Annotated in this window: 13 protein-coding genes; 2 read left to right on the top strand and 11 right to left on the bottom strand. The window is 62.4% G+C overall.

The window, feature by feature from the left end; genetic code table 11:
• The first annotated feature begins 31 nt into the window (after positions 1-31).
• Together accD and FAA86_RS06300 are read left to right on the top strand one after the other, a co-directional pair.
• Positions 32-940: an acetyl-CoA carboxylase, carboxyltransferase subunit beta gene (gene accD, locus FAA86_RS06305; protein ID WP_136539092.1), complete on the top strand. Its 909-nt coding sequence runs from the start codon at positions 32-34 to the stop codon at positions 938-940.
• A 40-nt stretch (positions 941-980) separates the two neighbouring features.
• Positions 981-2,321 (top strand): bifunctional folylpolyglutamate synthase/dihydrofolate synthase, encoded by a 1,341-nt coding sequence (locus tag FAA86_RS06300; RefSeq protein WP_183954614.1) that lies wholly within the window; start codon positions 981-983, stop codon positions 2,319-2,321.
• Positions 2,322-2,370: 49 nt separating this feature from the next.
• On the opposite strand, the gene trxA is transcribed toward FAA86_RS06300, so the two are convergent.
• The 11 genes from trxA to FAA86_RS06245 form a co-directional block, all read right to left on the bottom strand.
• On the bottom strand, positions 2,371-2,691 hold the full coding sequence (gene trxA, locus FAA86_RS06295) for a thioredoxin (RefSeq protein WP_113459144.1): 321 nt from the start codon (positions 2,689-2,691) through the stop codon (positions 2,371-2,373).
• Positions 2,692-2,765: 74 nt separating this feature from the next.
• Positions 2,766-6,323: a double-strand break repair helicase AddA gene (addA, locus tag FAA86_RS06290; protein ID WP_136539090.1), complete on the bottom strand. Its 3,558-nt coding sequence runs from the start codon at positions 6,321-6,323 to the stop codon at positions 2,766-2,768.
• On the bottom strand, positions 6,316-9,504 hold the full coding sequence (gene addB, locus FAA86_RS06285; RefSeq protein ID WP_136539088.1) for a double-strand break repair protein AddB: 3,189 nt from the start codon (positions 9,502-9,504) through the stop codon (positions 6,316-6,318). Before addB ends, addA begins: the two co-directional genes overlap by 8 nt.
• A gap of 1 nt (position 9,505) precedes the next feature.
• Positions 9,506-10,240, bottom strand: coding sequence for a nucleotidyltransferase family protein (locus tag FAA86_RS06280; protein WP_136539086.1), 735 nt, complete (start codon positions 10,238-10,240; stop codon positions 9,506-9,508).
• Between the two features lie 4 nt (positions 10,241-10,244).
• Entirely contained in the window at positions 10,245-11,774 is a 1,530-nt protein-coding gene (tsaE, locus tag FAA86_RS06275; protein ID WP_136539084.1) for a tRNA (adenosine(37)-N6)-threonylcarbamoyltransferase complex ATPase subunit type 1 TsaE, read from the bottom strand.
• Entirely contained in the window at positions 11,771-14,311 is a 2,541-nt protein-coding gene (locus FAA86_RS06270) for a PAS domain-containing sensor histidine kinase (protein ID WP_136539684.1), read from the bottom strand. Before FAA86_RS06270 ends, tsaE begins: the two co-directional genes overlap by 4 nt.
• Before the next feature lie 240 nt (positions 14,312-14,551).
• On the bottom strand, positions 14,552-15,949 hold the full coding sequence (gene ahcY, locus FAA86_RS06265; protein WP_136539082.1) for an adenosylhomocysteinase: 1,398 nt from the start codon (positions 15,947-15,949) through the stop codon (positions 14,552-14,554).
• Positions 15,950-16,109: 160 nt separating this feature from the next.
• Positions 16,110-16,388, bottom strand: coding sequence for an HPr family phosphocarrier protein (locus FAA86_RS06260; RefSeq protein WP_136539080.1), 279 nt, complete (start codon positions 16,386-16,388; stop codon positions 16,110-16,112).
• 6 nt (positions 16,389-16,394) lie between these two features.
• On the bottom strand, positions 16,395-16,796 hold the full coding sequence (locus tag FAA86_RS06255; protein ID WP_113459152.1) for a PTS sugar transporter subunit IIA: 402 nt from the start codon (positions 16,794-16,796) through the stop codon (positions 16,395-16,397).
• Between the two features lie 117 nt (positions 16,797-16,913).
• Complete coding sequence (locus tag FAA86_RS06250; protein WP_136539078.1) at positions 16,914-17,372, bottom strand: HPr kinase/phosphorylase; 459 nt, start codon at positions 17,370-17,372, stop codon at positions 16,914-16,916.
• On the bottom strand, positions 17,369-19,150 hold the full coding sequence (locus FAA86_RS06245; protein ID WP_113459154.1) for a sensor histidine kinase: 1,782 nt from the start codon (positions 19,148-19,150) through the stop codon (positions 17,369-17,371). The genes FAA86_RS06250 and FAA86_RS06245 overlap by 4 nt, the downstream gene beginning before the upstream one ends.
• Positions 19,151-19,177: the final 27 nt, after the last annotated feature.

Here is a 19,177-nt window from a genome sequence, read left to right as displayed (position 1 = left end):
ATATGGGCTTCAAACATCAGGAGTAAGCCGCGTGAACTGGATCACCAACTATGTGCGCCCGCGCATCAATTCCATGCTGGGCCGCCGCGAAGTTCCGGAAAACCTCTGGATCAAGTGCCCGGAGACGGGCGAGATGGTCTTCCACAAGGACCTCGAAGAGAACAAGTGGGTGATCCCGGCTTCCGGCTATCACATGAAGATGCCGGCCAAGGCTCGCTTGGCGGACCTTTTTGACGATGGCGCTTACGAAGCCCTGCCGCAGCCGAAGGTGGCGCAGGATCCCTTGAAGTTCCGCGATTCCAAGAAATACACCGACCGCCTTCGCGACAGCCGCGTGAAGACGGATCAGGAAGACACGATCGTCGCTGGCGTCGGCACGGTGCAGGGCCTGAAGCTCGTGGCCGTCGTTCACGAATTCAATTTCATGGGCGGTTCGCTCGGCATTGCCGCCGGCGAAGCGATCGTGAAGGCCTTCGAACGCGCGATCAAGGAAAAGTGCCCGCTGGTCATGTTCCCGGCTTCGGGTGGCGCTCGCATGCAGGAAGGCATCCTCTCCCTCATGCAGCTGCCGCGCACGACGGTCGCCGTCGACATGCTGAAGGAAGCCGGCCAGCCCTATATCGTGGTTTTGACCAACCCGACCACGGGCGGCGTCACAGCGTCCTATGCCATGCTGGGCGACCTCCACATCGCAGAACCAGGTGCCGAAATCTGCTTTGCCGGCAAGCGCGTCATCGAACAGACGATCCGAGAGAAGCTGCCCGAGGGCTTCCAGACCTCGGAATATCTGCTGGAACACGGCATGGTCGACATGGTGGTCAAGCGTCACGACATTCCGGGCACGCTGGCGCGCGTCCTGAAGATCATGACCAAGCGCCCGGCAAACGACGTTGCCCTGCCTGTGACGGTTGCAAAGCCGGCCAAAAAGGCCTCGGCCTGAGCCGGTTTTTCTGTGAGGCCGCGGCAGCGGGACCAATGTGATGACAGCCCCCATCGTCAGTCAGGCCGATGCCGAGATCGAAAAACTCATGGGGCTGCACCCCAAGGGCTATGATCTCTCGCTCGACCGCATCCGTCGCCTCCTCGAGGTTCTGGGCAACCCGCATCTGAAACTGCCGCCGGTCATTCATGTGGCCGGCACCAATGGCAAGGGCTCGACCACGGCCTTCTGCCGTGCGCTTCTTGAAGCCCAGGGCCTCTCCGTCCATGTCCACACCTCGCCGCATCTCGTGCGCTGGCACGAACGCTATCGGATCGGCGTAAAGGGTGGCTCGGGTCAGATCGTCGATGATGCGATGTTCGCCGATGCCCTGCGCCGCGTGGCCGAGGCTAACGGCGGCAAGTCGATCACCGTCTTCGAGATCCTGACGGCGGTGACGTTCATTCTCTTTTCCGAACAGCCTGCCGACGTCGTCGTGCTGGAGGTCGGTCTTGGCGGCCGCTTCGACGCCACCAATGTCGTCGAAAAACCGGCTGTCTGCATCATTCAGCCGATCTCGCTCGATCACCAGGCCTATCTCGGGGATCGCGTCGAACTGATCGCCGCTGAAAAGGCCGGTATCATGAAACGCGGCGTGCCCGTGGTCATCGGTCACCAGGAATTCGACGGCGCCAAGGATGTGCTGATCAGCACCGCCGAGCGTCTCGGCTGTCCGCTCGCAGTTTTCGCCCAGGATTTCCTCGCTTATGAAGAATTCGGGCGGCTCGTCTATCAGGACGAGTTCGGTCTGATGGACCTGCCGCTGCCGCGTCTGCCGGGTCGTCACCAGATCGGCAATGCCGCCACCGCGATCCGTGCGGTCAAGGCAGCCGGCTATCCGGTGACGGAAGAAATTGCGGAAAAGGCGATGTTGTCGGTCGAATGGCCGGGCCGCCTGCAGAGGCTGACCGAAGGTCGGCTGGTGGAGCGTGCGCCGGCCGGTGCCGAAATCTGGCTCGACGGCGGGCATAATCCCGGGGCAGGCGAGGTGATCGCCGAAGCCATGGCTGCCATGGAAGAACGTCAGGCACGCCCGCTGCATCTCGTCATCGGCATGATCAACACGAAGGACCCGATCGGCTTCTTCCGCGCCTTTGTCGATATCGCCCATAATGTCTACACCGTGCCGATCTCAGGCTCCGATGTCGGCCTTGACCCGGTGGCTCTGGCCCAGTCCGCGGCAGAAGCCGGGCTGAAAGCCCTTCCGATGGGCTCGCTCGGTCAGGCGCTGGACGCCATCCGCGAGCGAAGCGAAGGCGGCATTCCACCGCGCATCATGATCGGCGGCTCCCTTTATCTCGCGGGCAATGTGCTCGCCGAAAACGGCACCATCCCCAAATGAAAAAAGCCCGGCGAGACCGGGCTTTTTCTTTATTCATCAGCGCTGAGACTTAGGCTGCGCCCGAGATCCAGCTGGACAGCGCGGTCTTCGGGGCTGCACCCACCTTGATGTCGGCCACTTCGCCACCCTTGAAGACGGCCAGCGTAGGGATCGAGCGAACGCCGAACTGGGCGGCCAGTTCCGGGTTCTCGTCGATGTTGAGCTTGGCGATCTTCACCTTGCCGGCGAGTTCGTTGGAGATTTCTTCGAGGCTCGGTGCAATCATCTTGCACGGGCCGCACCATTCGGCCCAGAAATCCACGACAACCGGTTCGGAAGCGTTGAGCACCTCGGCCTGGAAATTGGACTTGTCGACTTTAACGGTAGCCATGGGGCTCTCCTTCATAGATGCGGAATTGACTAGATATGTGATGCCGCACGGCAACGATTTCAATATGCGGTATCTCACGATGTTTCGAGGTCGGCAAGAGAGCGCTGAAGCAGCGCGTCATCAAGCCGGATGAGGCTCCCGTTTTCGGTGTAGATCAGCCAGCATTCGATCTGTTTGCCAGGGTAAAGCGGCTGCAGGATCTCCCGATAGATCGCAAGCTGCACCCGGTAGGAGAGGGGAGCTTGCGCGGCCTCCAGCGGCGGATTTCGGTTGGTCTTGTAGTCGGCGATGATCACCCGGTCGCCGAGTACGGCCATGCGGTCGATCCGGCCGGAGACCGCACGCAACTCGCCCTTGAGCCGCATGGTTCCCATGACCGACACTTCGGCACGGCTGCCGACATCGAACAGCGGGTGAAGCGCCTCGTCTTCCAGAGCAGCCATGACGGTAGAGACCAATCGCTGGCGCTGCTCTGCCGGCCAGAACCGGGCGGCCCGTTCCGCATAGCGCTCGGCTGCCGCACGGCGCTCACCTTCCGGAAAACCTGGCAGGTTCTGCAGCATGCGATGGATGAGCCGCCCACGCTGGAGGGCGAGATCCGCTTTCTCCGACGTGGAAAACAGCGCAGAGGCCGTCAGCGCATCCTCGTCTTCGTCCACGGTGATGCTGCCGGCACCCGATGGGCTGAGCGGTCGCGGCAAGCTGACCGGAGGCGGCAGCGGCTTCCAGAGCGCCTGGGGCAGGCTATGGCGCTCCTCAGCCTCGGCGCGCTCTTCCGTCACGGGCAGATCATCATCTGCCTCGCCGAGCGACCAGCGCAAACCGTTCCAGCTGCCATCGGGCCCGGAAAATTCGACCGGCTTGCAGCGCGTTTCGTCGGCACTGAGCGAGCGCGCGATCATCTTGTGCCAGATCTCGCCCGTGTCCTGCACGCCGCGATAGCCGCCGACGATCAGGCGATCGGCAGCGCGCGTCATCGCGACATAGAGCAGCCGGCGATATTCTTCCTCGGCCTGATCCTTGCGTCGATCCATATCGGCGGCTGAGATCGAATTGCCGAGTGATTTCGACGGCACCCAGATCGGGAAGGGCAGGCCCTCGGCCGTCTCGATGATCCGGAGCTTGGCCACGTGGTTCGAATTGAAAGGCTTCGAGCCGCCATCGATCAGGAAGACGATCGGCGCTTCGAGACCCTTCGAGGCATGCACCGTCATGATGCGGACTTCGTCGCGTTCCTTGTCTTGCTCACGCTTGACCTCCGGCGCCTCCATCTCGAGCGTTGAGACAAAGGATTGCAGCCCTGGCAAACCGCTGGTCTCGAAAGAAAGCGCAAAGGTCAGGAACTCGTCGATGATGTCGCTCACCTCGGAGCCGAGGCGACCGAGATAGGCCCTGCGGCCACCATGGACGCTGAGCACGCGAGCGTAGAAATCATGGACCGAGTACTCTCGCGCCTGTTCCAGAAACAGGGTGAGCCGGTCGCTGGTTGTCTTCCACGCCAAATCCGTCTCAGCCAGTGCCGTCAGTCTCGCCCAGAGGCTCTGCGCTTCCGGCCGCTCGGCTGCCAGCGCCATCAGATCGTCTTCGCTGTGATTGAAGAGCGGGCTCTTCAACAGGGAAGCCAGTGAGAGATCGTCACCGGGCAGCAGCAGAAAACGCCCAAGTGCCAGCATGTCCTGTACGGCGATATGGCTGGTCAGCTTCAGGCGGTCTGCACCGGCGACCGGAATGTTGTAAGGGCGTTTCAGCGCCCGGGTCAGCGCATTGACGAAGCCATCGCGCTTGCGCACGAGCACGAGGATATCGCCCGGGCGGATCAGACGCTTGTTGCCCTTCTCGATGATCGTTTCCCGTCCGACGATCTGGCTGATCTGATGCGCCACGCGTCGTGCAAGGATCGCGGACGGTGCGCTTTCCGGCGTCGCGTCGAAGGGCGCGGTCCAGTCCTCGTCCTTCTCCTGCTTTTCGGCAGCGATCATGTCCCACACATCGACCGTTCCCGGATGGCCGATGCGGCTCGACTGGTGGATGACGGGGTCGCCACTGGCACTGAGGCCACGGCTATTTTCCGGCAAGCTGAAGACCTGGTCGACGGCCGCGAGCACCGATTGCGTCGAGCGGAAGGACAGCGGCAGACGCACCGTGTTGAAGCTTTGCCCGCTTTCGGTGACCGCGCGTTCCGTCTGGCGGGCTTCCTGCGAGAACTGCTCCGGACGTGCGCCCTGGAAGGAATAGATCGACTGCTTCTCGTCCCCCACGGCAAAGAAGGTGCGGATCCCAGGCCGGGCGCTTAATCCCGTGAAAAAGTCTTCCCGCAGCGATCGGATGACATCCCATTGCACCGGGCTCGTGTCCTGTGCCTCGTCGACGAGGATATGGTCGATGCCCTGGTCGAGCTTGTAATGCACCCAGGCGCCGACATCGCCGCGCGTCAGCAGCCGGGCGGTGCGCACGATCAGATCCTCGAAATCGAGCTGCGAGCGTCGCTTCTTCAGTTCCTCATAGTCCGTGTCGAGACGTACGGCGAGCGTCAGTGCAGACCGCGTTGCCTCATACATGCGGAAGATCCGCAGCCGGTCCCGCATGGCGACCACATGGTCGCGCGCCGCAATCACGGAATCCTTGAGATCCGGGGCCACCTTGGTCATGGCGGCGGCAATGAGCGAGCTGTCGGCTTTCGGCGCTTCCTGCGCCGTCAGGAAAGCCTGGTCCAGAAGCTTCGACCGCTCCAGGGCATCGGTTTCCACCAGCGCCCGTTCCAGCACTTCCGCGACGGCGCGCACTTTCTCGCCGCCCTTTTCAAGCGCAAGCTGGATGTAGCGGCTGAAATTGCCCCCCGAGAGGCCGGCAAGCGGCCAGTAATCCTCGGCGCGACTGATCTCGCTCTCCAGCGGACCGATGCCCAAGCCCTTCCGCAGGGTCGCATCAAGCCCACCCGCCCGTTCCGCCCGCTGCCGAAACTCGCGAATCGCATGCCGGTTGGCCACGGTATCGGCGATCAGACCTTCGAGCCCGCTTTCATCGGCGATGCTCAGGACCTGCGAGAAGGCTTCGGCGAGTGCTGCATCATTCTCCGTCGATGTGGCCGTCAGCAGCGATCGTCGTGCTTCGGCAAGAACGGTGACGGCAGCACGATCGTCGAGCACGTTGAAATGCCCGGCGACATTGGCCTCCAGGGGAAACTGGTGCAGCAGCGCTTCGCAGAAGGCGTGGATGGTCTGGATCTTCAGGCCACCCGGCGTTTCCAGCGCCTTGGCAAAGAGCCGCCGGGCGGCCGCCAGCGTTGCCCGATCCGGCTCCTTCTGCTCGATGGCAGCAATCCGCTTCGCCAGTTCCCGGTCATCCAGCGTCGCCCATTCCGCCAGCCGCTCGAAGACTCGGTTCGACATTTCGGACGCCGCAGCCTTGGTGTAGGTGAGGCAGAGAATGGAGGAGGGGCGGGCACCGGCGAGCAGAAGCCGGATCACCCGCTGCGTCAGCACATGCGTCTTGCCGGAGCCGGCATTGGCCGACACCCAGGCCGACTGGCCGGGATGGGATGCGCGCGATTGGGCAAGTGTCGTCCAGCCAAGCCAAGTGGCGGGATCGTTGCCGGTCGGCAGCTTGTCCAGGGCGAAGCGCTGGTCACTCATCGCCGGCTCCTTCCTCGGCTTCCGCCGTCGACCACTCCGCGACACGCGCCAGATGATCGTATTCGCCGCCATAGGCGTTCTGTTCGGCCGGGATGAGACGGGAGACATAACCGCGCTCGCCGCTCTGCAGGGCGTGGACGAAGCGACCGAGCTCGTCGACTGATTGTGTGGCAAGCTCAAGCGCAGACTTCTTGTTGTCGCCCCGCGTCGCCATCTCGTTGTTCACCTGATCCGCCGAAAATCGATCGCCGGGTCGCAGCCGGACATAGGTCAGGTTGAGCGGCTTGATGTCACCGGCCGGCTTGAAGGCGCCTTGGAGAAGGGCTGCCGCTTCCAGGGCCAATTGCGGGTCGAGCAGGCTGCGCGCCTGGTTGACGCTGGGGTTGAGCCCCGTCTTGTAGTCGATGATGTCGGCAAAGCCGCCGCCCCTGATATCGATCCGGTCGGCGATCCCGCTGATGGTGATATCAACAGGGCGGAGCAGCACATTGCCTCTGACTTCCGTCAACGAGCGCTTGATCTCCGGTCTCCGCTGCCGCTCCCAGCCAAGGAAAGCCGAGGCGACGCTATAGAAGCGCTGCCGCCAGACGATGTCGATGTGGAGCGGCAGAGCTTCTTTCAGAAACTCCTCGTCGGTGATCCGGTGCAGGATATCGAGTGCGTCCAGCCGGGCCGGGTCATGATCCTCTCGGATGAAGCGCTCGACGATCCGGTGATAGAGCGTCCCGCGTTCGGCAGCCCCCGGATCCTGGTTGAAGGGATGGACGGGATCGAGACGCAGGATACGCCGCGCATAGATGGAATAGGGGTCCCGACGGAAGCGCCCGACTTCGGAAAAGCTGAAACTACGCGGCTGCAGTTCCGCGCGCGGCCTTGGCGCGGGGCGTTGCGCCGGAGCCTGATTTTCGCCCTCGTCGATCAGGTCCGCATAGCGCCGGTAGATCTGGCCGCGCTTTCGCATCTCGTCTTCAAGCAGGGGTCCGCCAAGCGCCATCAGACGCTGGAGCCAGCGCGAGGCAACCGTCGGTGCCGATCCCTGTCGCAGCGCGCGCGAAAAGATCAGCTTCCGCGTGCCACAGGCCATCTGGAAATCATGCGCCACCTGGCCGATCTGCCGTTCCGGTGGCTCAAGCCCGACTTCCGTTTTCATCACGCGCGAGAGGAAAGGGTTGTTCTTGGTCTGGCCGGGCCAGCTCCCTTCGTTCATGCCGCCGATCACCATCATGTCGACATTCTGCAGGCGTGCTTCGAGCGTGCCGAAGATGAAGACGCGCGGATGCCGCATGGCCCGCGGCTTCACCGCCTGGCCGGCCATCAGCGCCGTCAGGATATCGACCCATTGCGGGCCGTCGGCCTCGATCTGCCCGTCTGTCTCCAGGACTTCCGCGAGAAGCCGTGCCAAAGCCTCACCCGCCGCATCGCCCCAGAGGCCGGCAAGGTCACCGCGCTCGTCGACCGTGACCGCCTCCAGCACGCGACCCGTGCGCTCGGCCCAATCGCTCACGGTCAGACTCTGCGACAGCACACCCCCGTCGGTTGACCGGATCACCGCCGAGACGAGCGGCTCGACAGCTTGCGTCACACGGCTCGCGAGCAGACGAGCGAGCTCAATCTCTTCGGGCGTAATCGAAATGCGCCATTGCGGCTTGTGGCGGTCGGCCAGATGCGCCTCGAGCCCCTCGGCAAACAGCGGTTCCATCTCGGCAAGATCGAGGCTCTTCAGGCCCCCACGCAGCGCGATGCGTTCCAGCGCGTCGGCAGCCTTGCGCATCTCCTCGGCGGTGAAGCCGAAACGGGCCAGCGGATGTTTGATGAGCGAGACGATCGCCACCGGGTCACCCGGACGCAGGCAGGCCTCGGCCACCACCTGGGTCAGCATGGCAGCCTGGGTACCGGTCATCGGCGTACCCGCCGAATCATCCGCCTCGATCCCGAACCGCGCGAGTTCGGACATCACACGCCGCGCCAGCGCGCGGTCGGGCGTGATCAGCGCCACCCGGCTTTCGGGATTGTCGGAAACCTCCTCAAGCCCCAGCCGCAGCGCAATCGCAATCGCCGTTGCTTCCTCGCGCTCATTGGCCGTCTCGATCAGCGCGACATCCCCCAATGCCGCAAGCACGCGGGAATCGTCGATGTCCTGCCGCCAGGCCTTCCAGCTATCGGTCGCCTCGGCGGGCGCCATGGCGCGCGACAGAAACTCAGCCCGGTCCTGAAGCGCCGGATCGGAGGTTTCGAGAACCCGAACGTCAGCGCGTCCCAGTTTCATGTGCCGCAGCAGATGGGCAAGACCATATTGCGGATGCCCGCGCACGGCAGGGCTTGGACGGATCACCGAGATCTCGCGGTCGTTGAGCTTCGCCCAGTCCTCCTCCGGCATGTCGAGATCGAGCCCGGGCAGCACCACGACACCCTGGTCTAGCTCGGCAATCGCGGCAATCAGTTCGGCCGCTGCCGGGATCGAGCCGGTGGAGCCTGCGACGATGACGGGACCGGAAGCACCCTGCCTGCGGAAGCGTTCCGCCTCGGCCCGGAGTACCGCATCGCGGTGGCGCGCCGGAGAGGACCGCACCAGTTCCTGTAGTCGTGCCGGCCAGAACTGCGTCGCGATGGTGAGAAACTCAAGCGTCAGCTGCCACCAGGAGCCGAAATCCGCCGATTGCAGATTGTCGAGATCCTTCCAATCACAGCCTTCGGTTTCCGCCGCTTCGATCAGCTCGACCAGCGCTCGGGCCAGCCAGACGGCGTCGGCGGGGCTTGCGGGTGCGACGAGCGGCGTGTCCGAATGGATCGACCGGACGATCTCGGGAAGCTGGTTGCGCCAGGCCAGGATCAGCCGAGCGAGCTCCAGAAGCATGACGGTCCCGCTTACCGGCGGAGCGAGATCCATCAGCTGCGGCGCATCGAGATCGAAGAAACCGCTGTCGTCATCCGTTTCGCCCAACGTGCGAATATCGGGGAGGATCGCAGCGCGTCCGCCGAGCAGATCGACGAATTCCGAGCGCAACACGCGGGCCGCGCGCCGGGTCGGAACCAGCAGAGTGACGCCTGCCAGAGAAAGCGGATCCGTGGGGTCGTAGCGAAAACCATCGGTCAGGCGACCGTCGAGCAGCGCCTGCGTGAGCGTCCTGAGAAAAGGCCGGCCCGGAGGGATCGTCAGGAGACGCGGCGCCTTGCCCACCATTTCAACGGCTCCTGCCGTAGCGGGCCACCACGGCTTCGGCAGGCGCGATCGCATCGGGGGTGCCCACGGTCAGCCACTGTCCAATAAGGTCCGTACCGAACAGCCGGCCTGCGGCAATCGCACGATCGAAATAGATGTTGAGGTTGAAGGGACCATCGGGCGCGTCATCGAAGAGATGCGGCATCAGCGCGAGAGCCCCGGCATAAACGACCGGGTTCGGCGCGCCCGAGACATAGCGGGTGAGCCGACCGTCATCCGCCATCGAGAAATCATTCTTGCCGTTATGGCCCGTGGTCCGTTCCTGCTCGACACAGAGCATCGCCATGTCCATCCGGGAAGGATCGAACTGCTGCGCCAGCCGGACAAGATTGCTCGGCTCATCATGCCGCTCGCCGACCCAGAAGAGATCGGCATTCATGACGAGTGCCGGCTGGTCCGGATCAAGCAGCTTGAGGCCCTTCACGAGACCACCGCCCGAATCCATCAACTGAGCCCGTTCGTCGGAAATGCGGATCCTGGCGCGCGTCTCGTTCGTCAAATGCGCTTCCATCTGGTCCGCATGGTGGTGAACGTTGACGGCGACCGTCTCGACGCCAGCTTCAACAAGCGCGTCGAGCACATAGTCGATTATCGGCTTATCCCCGATGCGGACCAGTGGCTTCGGCATGGTCTCTGTAATGGGGCGCATCCGCGTGCCGAGGCCGGCCGCGAGCACCATGGCTTGCTTGATGATCATTTGCTCAGGCCGGTGATTCGGGAAGCTCGATTCCAGCCTCTATGCACCAGTTCCGCAAGGGGGCGAGCACAGGATGTTCGAAAGCAACATTTAAGTGCCAGAGTGTGCGGGGAAGATGGCGCAAATAGCCCGGCTTGCCGTCCCGCTCCTTCAACCGCACCCAGAGCCCGTTCAGCTTGCAGGCACGCTGCGCGGACATGATCGCCCAGCTCTTCAGAAAGGCGGCTTCATCGAAATCGGGTTTTGTGGCGCGTGCCGAAAGATAGTTTGCCATCAGCTGATCCATCAACGGTCGCTCGATCGTCACCCGCGCGTCCTGGACCAGTGAAACGAGATCATAGGCCGAGGGGCCGATCATCGCGTCCTGGAAATCGATGAGGCCGACCCGGTCATGACCTTCACGATCATCGCGCCAGATAATGTTGGGCGAATGAAAGTCACGCATGACGATGGATGTATCGGAGCCCGCCAACTCGTCGATCAACTGGTCCCAGATGGCGAGATAGCGGGCACGTTCCTCCGCCGTTGCCGGTTGCCCGTCGCGTTTCCACGGCAGGTGCCAGTCGAGAAGCAGCTCTACCTCGAACTTCATCGCCGCACGATCGAAATCGGGAATGACATGTTTATGCCCGCCGGCAATGACGATCTCCCGATCGAAGGGCGTGTCATGAATGGCCGCGAGACAGGCCGCGCTGGCGCGGTAGCGATCGGCAATCGGCTTTCCCTGTTCGTCGAGAACACTACCTTCGCCGAGATCTTCGAGAAGCAGGATCCCGGCATCCAGATCCTGAGCCAGGACTTCGGGAGCCGCAAAGCCCCGCTCGCGCAGCGCCTGTCCGATGGCCACGAAGGGACGCACGTCCTCCGCCAGATGCACGAGCTTCGAATAGGGTTTGCTGTCGCGGATCGGCGGACCATTCGGCCGCTTCGGCGCGTCCATCAGGACTAGGCGGGCGCTTCCGTCGGCCGGATAGACATGCTCATAGGCGCGGTTGGAGGCGTCGCCCGTCAGATGACGTCTCTGCGCACCCTCTTGATGATGCCCGTCGAGGAAGCGGCGGATCTCAGTGACGCGCCGCAGCCGCGCAAGCTTGGCCTCCGGCGCGTTGATGGTGACGGTCCTGCCGCCGGTGGCAGCAAAGGCGATATGGATGTCGATCCGGGTCTTCGGCAGCGCACGGCCGGCCTTGCTTGGCCATTCGATCAGGCAGATCCCGTCGGCCAATGCTTCCTGAAGGCCAAGCTCATCCAGCTCGCTTTCGTCGGAGAGCCGGTAGAGGTCGAAATGGGCAACGGGGATCGTAAGGTCGTAGGTCTGGACCAGGGTGAAAGTCGGGCTCGGAACCTCAAGCTCCGGATCATCCGCCAACGCCCGGATCAGGGCTCGACTGAGGGTCGACTTGCCCGCGCCGAGATCGCCATGCAGCGCGACACAATCGCCGATCTCAAGGGCAAGCAGCAGATCCTCGCCGAGCAGGGCGGTGGCGCGATCGTCGGCGAGATCAATGGCAAGCGGGGCGGGCTCGACGCTCATTCCGCGGCGGCGATCAACTGCGGTAGACTGGCATTGGGAATGCGGCAATGAACCGTGGTCCCACGTCCCGGCTCGCTTTCGATCTTGACCTCGCCATTGTGCAGGTTGACGAAGCTCTGCACGATCGAGAGGCCGAGACCCGGTCCACTGCGCTTGCCGCCCTTGGCGCTTGTCGAGAAGCGGTCGAAGGCCGAGGAAACGAGATCCGGGCTCATGCCGCAGCCGGTGTCACTGACGGAAAATGCGAAATCACTGCCATCACGCCAGCACTTCATCGAGACAACAGAGCCCTCGGGCGCGAAATTGACGGCATTGGTCAGGATCTTGATCAGGATCTGCTTCAGCCGCTGCCGGTCGGCAATCAGGTGGCCAAGCTGTGCGGGTGCCGCGATCTCCAGCGTCACGCCGCCTTCCTGCAGCCGATCGGTCATCTGCATGGAGACGTCGTCCAGCAGATCGCTCAGGTCGATCTCCGAATAGTCGAGCTGCATGATGCCGGCATCGACGGTCGCGAGATCGAGGATGTCGTTGACGATCGTCAGCAGCACCGAAGACGAGGTCGAGATATGGTCGATATACTCGGCCTGTCGCTCGTTGAGCGGGCCGATCGCCGAGGTCTTCAGGAGATCGGTAAAGCCGATGATATTGGTGAGTGGCGAGCGCAGTTCGTAAGAGACGTGCTGGACGAAATCGTTCTTCAGCTCGTCTGCTTTCCGCAGCGCTTCGTTTTTCTCCTTCAGCGCCCGCTCTGCGCGAACACTGTCGGTCATGTTGACGAAGGTCAGCATGGTCTGCGCGTTCGGGAGTGGTGTGACCGCATAGTCGAGCACGAGGCCGGAATAGAGCTCCAGCGTTCCCTGGCTCGACGGCCGCTCGTCTTCGAAGCTCGTGATCATCTTGCCGAAGGCCTTCCAGCCGTCGGGCTTGTCATAGGACGGACCGCAGGCTGCTTCGAGCAGCCGGATATGGGTGCCGACAGCGGCTTGCGCCTCGGTGATGCCCCAGAGCGCGCGGAAGGCGGGATTGGACAGCTGGATCCGGCCATCGGGGCCGAACACGGCAACGCCCTCGGACAAGTGGTCGATGGTCTCGCCCTGAACCTGAACCAGCGTGTTGTAACGCGTCTCCAGATTGACCTGCTCGGTCAGATTTTCGAAGACCCAGGTCGCACCGCCCTGCGGATGCGCTGATGCGATCACGCGCAAGGTCTGGCCGTTCGGCAGATGCCAGAGATCGGTCTGCGTTTCGAGCGCGCGGTAGACGGAAAGGCAATTCTCTTTCCACGCCTTCCAGCTGAGCTGTTCCGGCAGCTTGTGGGCGGCGCGCAATCGGTCGAGCAGTTCGGCATGATCGGGCCGGCTCTCGAGGAACTTGGCTTCCAGGCCCCAGAGCTGCTGGAAGGCCTGATTGTAGAACTGCAAGCGCCGTTCAGCGTCGAAGATTGCAACGGGCGTCGCAAGATGGTCCAGGGTATCGGCGTGGCTCTTGAGCGTGCGTCCAAGCTCTTCACGAAGGGTTTCGGAGGCCGAGACGTCGATCGCCATGCCACAGGAGCCCGCGGGACCTCTGACATCAACCACGTCGAAGAAGGTCCGCGCGCCACGAACTGCGGTCGAGACGGTATCCTGGAAGGGGGATTCCGGTGTTGCGGAAGCCCTGATCTTTTCACGGGTGAGGGTCCCCAGGATCTCGCGCCCCTCCTGCACCGCCTGTTGCGGGGAGCTTGCCTCCACAGCGTCACAATAGGCCTGGTTGACCCAGACGAGACGGCCGTCACCATCACGCTGCCAGACGGGTTGCTCGATGGAATCGAGCAGTGATTCAAAGGTTGCAATCGAGCTGCGAAGACGGTTGCGTTCGATCTTCAGCTCGGCAAGTTCTGCCCGCAGATTGTCGAGCGCGACGAAATGGGCGTAGGCGCGACCGCCATAGAGCTTGCCCTGAACCTCCAGAACCTCACCGCGCTGGGTTTCCACGACGAGCTCGAAGGACTTTGCGTTCAGTCGCAGCCCTTCGATGGCGCGCTCGACCTCGCTTGCGGAATGCGGCTTCAGCCAGCGACCGAAGGCCAGGAAATCCGGATCGTGCTGGGGTGCGCCGGTCTCTGCGGGGAGATGGCCAAGCAGCTCGGCCTTGCCGTCATGACCGTCCCAGATGACGGTGCGCCGGTTCTTGTCGGCAATCAGGGTCTGGTAACGGGAGATCTTGTGCTGGCAGTCGGAAAAAGCAGTCCGAAGTTCGCGCACCTCGACATCCAGCCTGTTGCGCTGGCGAAGGAGGACCGCTGCGAAGATCAGCGCTGCAGAGACGCTGCCGAGCAAGACCGCATAACCGGCAACATCCGCACTGTCGAAGCCCCGCATTGGAGTGGCGGATTGCGCAAAGGCAAAGCCTGGAAGAAGGGCACCGGCAAGCGCGCTGCCGCAGGCAAGCAAGCGCTTCACACAGGCTGTCGTGGAGCGTCGTGCCGTGAGGCGCAGCGCCACGGGTGTCAGGTCTTTACAGGGCCGCCAAAGGCTTGAAACACCGGCCGTCATAGCCGTATCCCGCTGACGCGGGGCGCGTTGATGTACCGACATTCTCGGTCTGTCCTCGTCTTATTATGTGCCGCATCGTCGACAAGACATCCGTGTCCGTGGACCGCTCGTGCGGTTCACGAATCAAGTTCTAAAACAATACCGCTGATGGAAAGTGTCGGGAAGGCCGGGCCCCAAAAAAGAAAGCGGCGCCTTTGTCAAGGCGCCGCCTACTACATCTTGATATTATCCAGCTATATTTTAATAGCGGTAGTGTTCTGCCTTGAACGGTCCCTGCGGCGTGACGCCGATATAGGCGGCTTGCTCGTCAGAAAGCGTAGTCAGCTTCACACCGAGCTTTTCGAGATGCAGACGGGCGACCTTTTCATCGAGGTGCTTCGGCAGAACATAGACGCCGGGCTTGTACTCGTCGGTCTTGGTGAAGAGCTCGATCTGACCCAGAACCTGGTTGGTGAACGAAGCCGACATGACGAAGGACGGGTGACCTGTGGCGTTGCCGAGGTTCAGCAGACGACCTTCCGAAAGGAGGATCATGCGGTTGCCCTTCGGGAACTCGATCATGTCGACCTGCGGCTTGATGTTCGTCCACTTCAGGTTCCGGAGCGAGGCAACCTGGATCTCGTTGTCGAAGTGGCCGATGTTGCCGACGATCGCCATGTCCTTCATCTCGCGCATATGCTCGATGCGGATGACGTCCTTGTTGCCGGTCGTGGTGATGAAGATGTCGGCGGAGGAAACGACGTCCTCGAGCGTGACGACTTCAAAACCGTCCATGGCGGCCTGCAGGGCGCAGATCGGGTCGACTTCGGTCACCTTGACGCGGGCGCCGGCGCCGCGAAGCGAGGCAGCAGAACCCTTTCCGACGTCGCCGTAGCCGCAGACGACTGCAACCTTGCCGGCCATCATCACGTCGGTACCGCGGCGAATGCCGTCAACCAGCGATTCCTTGCAGCCATACTTGTTGTCGAACTTCGACTTGGTGACCGAGTCGTTGACGTTGATGGCCGGGAAGGGCAGGAGGCCCTTCTTGGCGAGCTCGTACAGACGATGCACGCCGGTGGTGGTTTCTTCAGTCACGCCCTTGATGGCATCGCGCTGCTTGGTGAACCAGCCCGGCGAAGCGGCGAGGCGCTTCTTGATCTGGGCGACCAGAATTTCTTCTTCTTCCGACTGCGGGTTGGACAGGACGTCCTCACCGGCTTCGGCGCGGGCGCCGAGCAGGATGTACATGGTGGCGTCGCCGCCATCATCGAGGATCATGTTGGAGACGCCGCCATCGGCCCACTGGAAGATCTTGTCGGTGTATTCCCAGTAGTCGGTGAGCGACTCGCCCTTGATCGCAAAGACCGGGATGCCGGCAGCGGCGATCGCGGCAGCGGCATGATCCTGGGTCGAGAAGATGTTGCAGGATGCCCAGCGGACATCAGCGCCGAGCGCGACGAGGGTCTCGATCAGAACGGCCGTCTGGATCGTCATGTGCAGCGAACCGGTGATCCGGGCGCCCTTCAGCGGCTTGCTCGCGCCGAACTCCTCGCGGCAGGCCATCAGGCCCGGCATTTCGGTTTCAGCGATGCTGATTTCCTTGCGACCGAAATCGGCAAGACCGATATCAGCGATGACATAGTCATGTTTGCTCATGGGATTCTCCGGCTGGATCCGACCCGATCCGCATCTCATGGCGGACGGATAAACTGGCTCTCCCGCAGGTCTAGCTGCAGGGCTGGTCGTCTTCTAGCAGGGAACGGGCTTGAACGCAATCTGACATAAAGAAGTCTTTATGTCTTTATGTCGCGATGCTTTACATCTCTTCACCGAAGCGATCCGCAACAAGCGCTTCCAGCGCATTCATCACGTCTTCGGCCTGATTGCCTGAGGCGGAGACGCAGATGGAGCAGCCGGGGCTGGCGGCCAGCATCATCAGGCCCATGATCGAGGTACCGCCCACCGTCGTGCCGTCTTTGGAGACGCTGACATTCGCGTCGAACCCGCTGACGGTCTGGACGAATTTGGCAGACGCGCGCGCATGCAGGCCGCGCTTGTTGATGATCAGGAGATCGCGGGAAATCGGGTCAGTCATCTGCTGTCACTTACCACTCAGCACGCGGCTTGCGACATTGATGTATTTCCGGCCGGCCTCGGACGCCTCGACAAGCGCGCGATCCATGTCGTTGTCGCCACGCACGCCGGCAAGCTTGATCAGCATGGGCAGGTTGACGCCGGCAATGACTTCGATGCGGCCGGTATTCATGACGGAAATCGCAAGGTTCGAAGGTGTGCCGCCGAACATGTCGGTCAGGATGATGACGCCATGACCATCATCCGCACGCGTGACCGCTTCGAGAATGTCCTGGCGGCGCTGATCCATGTCATCTTCGGGGCCGATAGAAACGGTCTCGATGAATTTCTGAGGGCCTACGACGTGTTCCACCGCGTGATGAAACTCTTCAGCCAGCTTGCCATGAGTGACAAGCACAAGTCCGATCATTCTCTACTGCCCCTTAGCGCAACTCTCGCCAAATAGCTCAGGATTGGCGTTTCGTCCATCAGTGGGACGCCATCTTGTCGATGAAAGCAGGAAGTGCAAGCCAAAACAGCGTGTATTTTAGCGCTTATCATTCAGGTGGCGAAGCCGTGCGAAGATGAGACTGAGCGGAAAGCGGCTCCAGGATGGCACGCGCACGACCGGAAGGCGAACCCCGTCAAGGAGGTCGAAATGCTCGTCATCGGGCGGCAATCGCTGTGCTTCGTCGGATTGAACGGGCAGGACAGCATAGTGCAGCTCGGCGTTTGCGACGTGATCGACAGAGACGATGCCGCTGTATCGCAATTCGATCAGTCCGCGGATCGTCTCGGGAGCGGATGCAAAAACTCTGCCCTGCTCGAGAGAGATGAGGACACGGTCGTCGGCGATCAGCGCATGCGAGAGGTTGGAGAGCCTCGCTTCTGCGAGACAGTCGAAGGCAAGTGCCGACTTGCCGCTGCCGGATGGTCCGAGAAAGAGAAGCCCCGTGCCGTCGACGGTGATCGCCGTGCCGTGAATGTTGGTCTGGCCCGCACTCATGCGGCAGCCGCGACCGGCAGCGAAAGGATGAACCGGGCCCCGGTGATCCGCCCGGTCGCGGGATCCATCACATTCTCCGCCCTCAGCGTTCCACCATGTGCTTCAGCGATCTGCCGGCTGATCGAGAGACCAAGCCCTGAGTTCTGACCGAAGCTCTCGCCCTCCGGGCGGTCCGTGTAGAAGCGCTCGAAGATGCGATCGATGTCTTCCGCCTGGATCCCTGGTCCATTGTCTTCGACCTGGATCAGGTAGCGGCTGCGACTGCGGGACAGCTTGACCAGAATGCGCCCGGTCTCCTCGGGCACGAAGGACCGCGCGTTCTCGATCAGGTTCGTGACGATCTGGCCGAGACGAAGGTCATGGCCGTGGACGATGAAGGCATGGTTCGCGCCCGGCTTTTGCTCCACAACGCAATCGATCTTGACCGCCTTCTTGCCGCTGCGGATCTCGCGGGAAATGTCGACAAGGCTGGAAATGAGCACTTCGAGATCGACCGGCTTGGCATCCGAGCGCGCGAGTTCCGCGTCAAGGCGCGAGGCATCCGAGATGTCGCTGATCAGGCGATCGAGGCGACGCACGTCGTGCTGGATGATGTCCATCAGCCGCTGTCTCGACTGATCGGTCTTGGCAAGCGGCAGCGTTTCGACGGCAGAGCGCAGCGACGTCAGAGGGTTCTTCAACTCGTGGCTTACGTCTGCGGCAAAGCTCTCGATCGCGTCGATGCGGTCATAGAGCGCCGTTGTCATTTCGCGCAGCGCAATTGAGAGGTTGCCGATTTCGTCCTGGCGGATGGAGAAATCCGGGATCTCCTCGCGCTCCTTCGAGCCCCGACGCACGCGGATGGCCGCAGCCGAAAGGCGGCGCAGCGGGTTGGCGATGGTCGAAGACAGAAGCAGCGACACGACGATGTTGACGAGCGTTGCGACCCCGAAGACGCGCAGGATGGCGAGGCGCTCGGCATGAACGATCTTGTCGATATCGCCGGCCTGCGTGGAAAGGAGCAGAACGCCGAGAACGGCGCGCGAGCGCTGGACCGGAACCGCGACGGAAACGATTAGCTCCCCCTGGTCGGTCATGCGCACGACTGCGCCGCGAACACCGGTCAGCGCGTTCATCACTTCCGGATAGATCGAACCGTCGCCACCCGGGGCTTCGCGATAGACTGGTAGGTTGCCCGGCTGCAGGATCGTGTTGAAGAGGCGGGTGATCCAGTCGGTCAAACTGGTGGAATCATTGTCGACCGGCGGCAGGTCGAACCGCAGCACCTGGCCGCGCGAATAGAGATGCCGCGAATCAAGCAGCAGATTGGCATCGGCATCGAAAAGGCGGGCGCGAATGCGGGTCGGCGAGATCAGACGTCGCAAAACCGGCGCCACGCGCTCCGGGTTGATCGGGAATTCGAGATCCTCGTCGTTCGGGACGGGCGTGATGCTCTGACCGGCCTGCAGTTCGAGCAGCTTTTCCGGATCGATGGTAATCGAATTCGTATCGACGGAAGCGGACGCCGAAACGGCCGCCGCGATGATCTCGCCCTGCGTCAAAAGGCTCTCGACGCGAGCGTCGATCAGTCCCTCGCGGAACTGATTGAGATACATGATGCCGCCCACGAGGACGATGAGAGCCGCGAGGTTGAAGAAGACGATGCGGCGCGTCAGGCTGGAGAACAGCGCATGCCCGAAGATTCGGCGGATCAGCGTGAAGGGATGGCTGAACAGCCGTCGCTGCTCGGAGCCGGAATCCGTCTCCTCCAGATGTCCCTCGTCAACCTGCTGGGTCAAACCTTTGCCTTTCGCCCATACGCCTCG

It is taken from the genome of Rhizobium rosettiformans W3 (assembly GCF_004912135.1).
GTDB lineage: Bacteria > Pseudomonadota > Alphaproteobacteria > Rhizobiales > Rhizobiaceae > Allorhizobium > Allorhizobium rosettiformans.
This window is presented reverse-complemented; position numbering and strand designations above follow the sequence as displayed.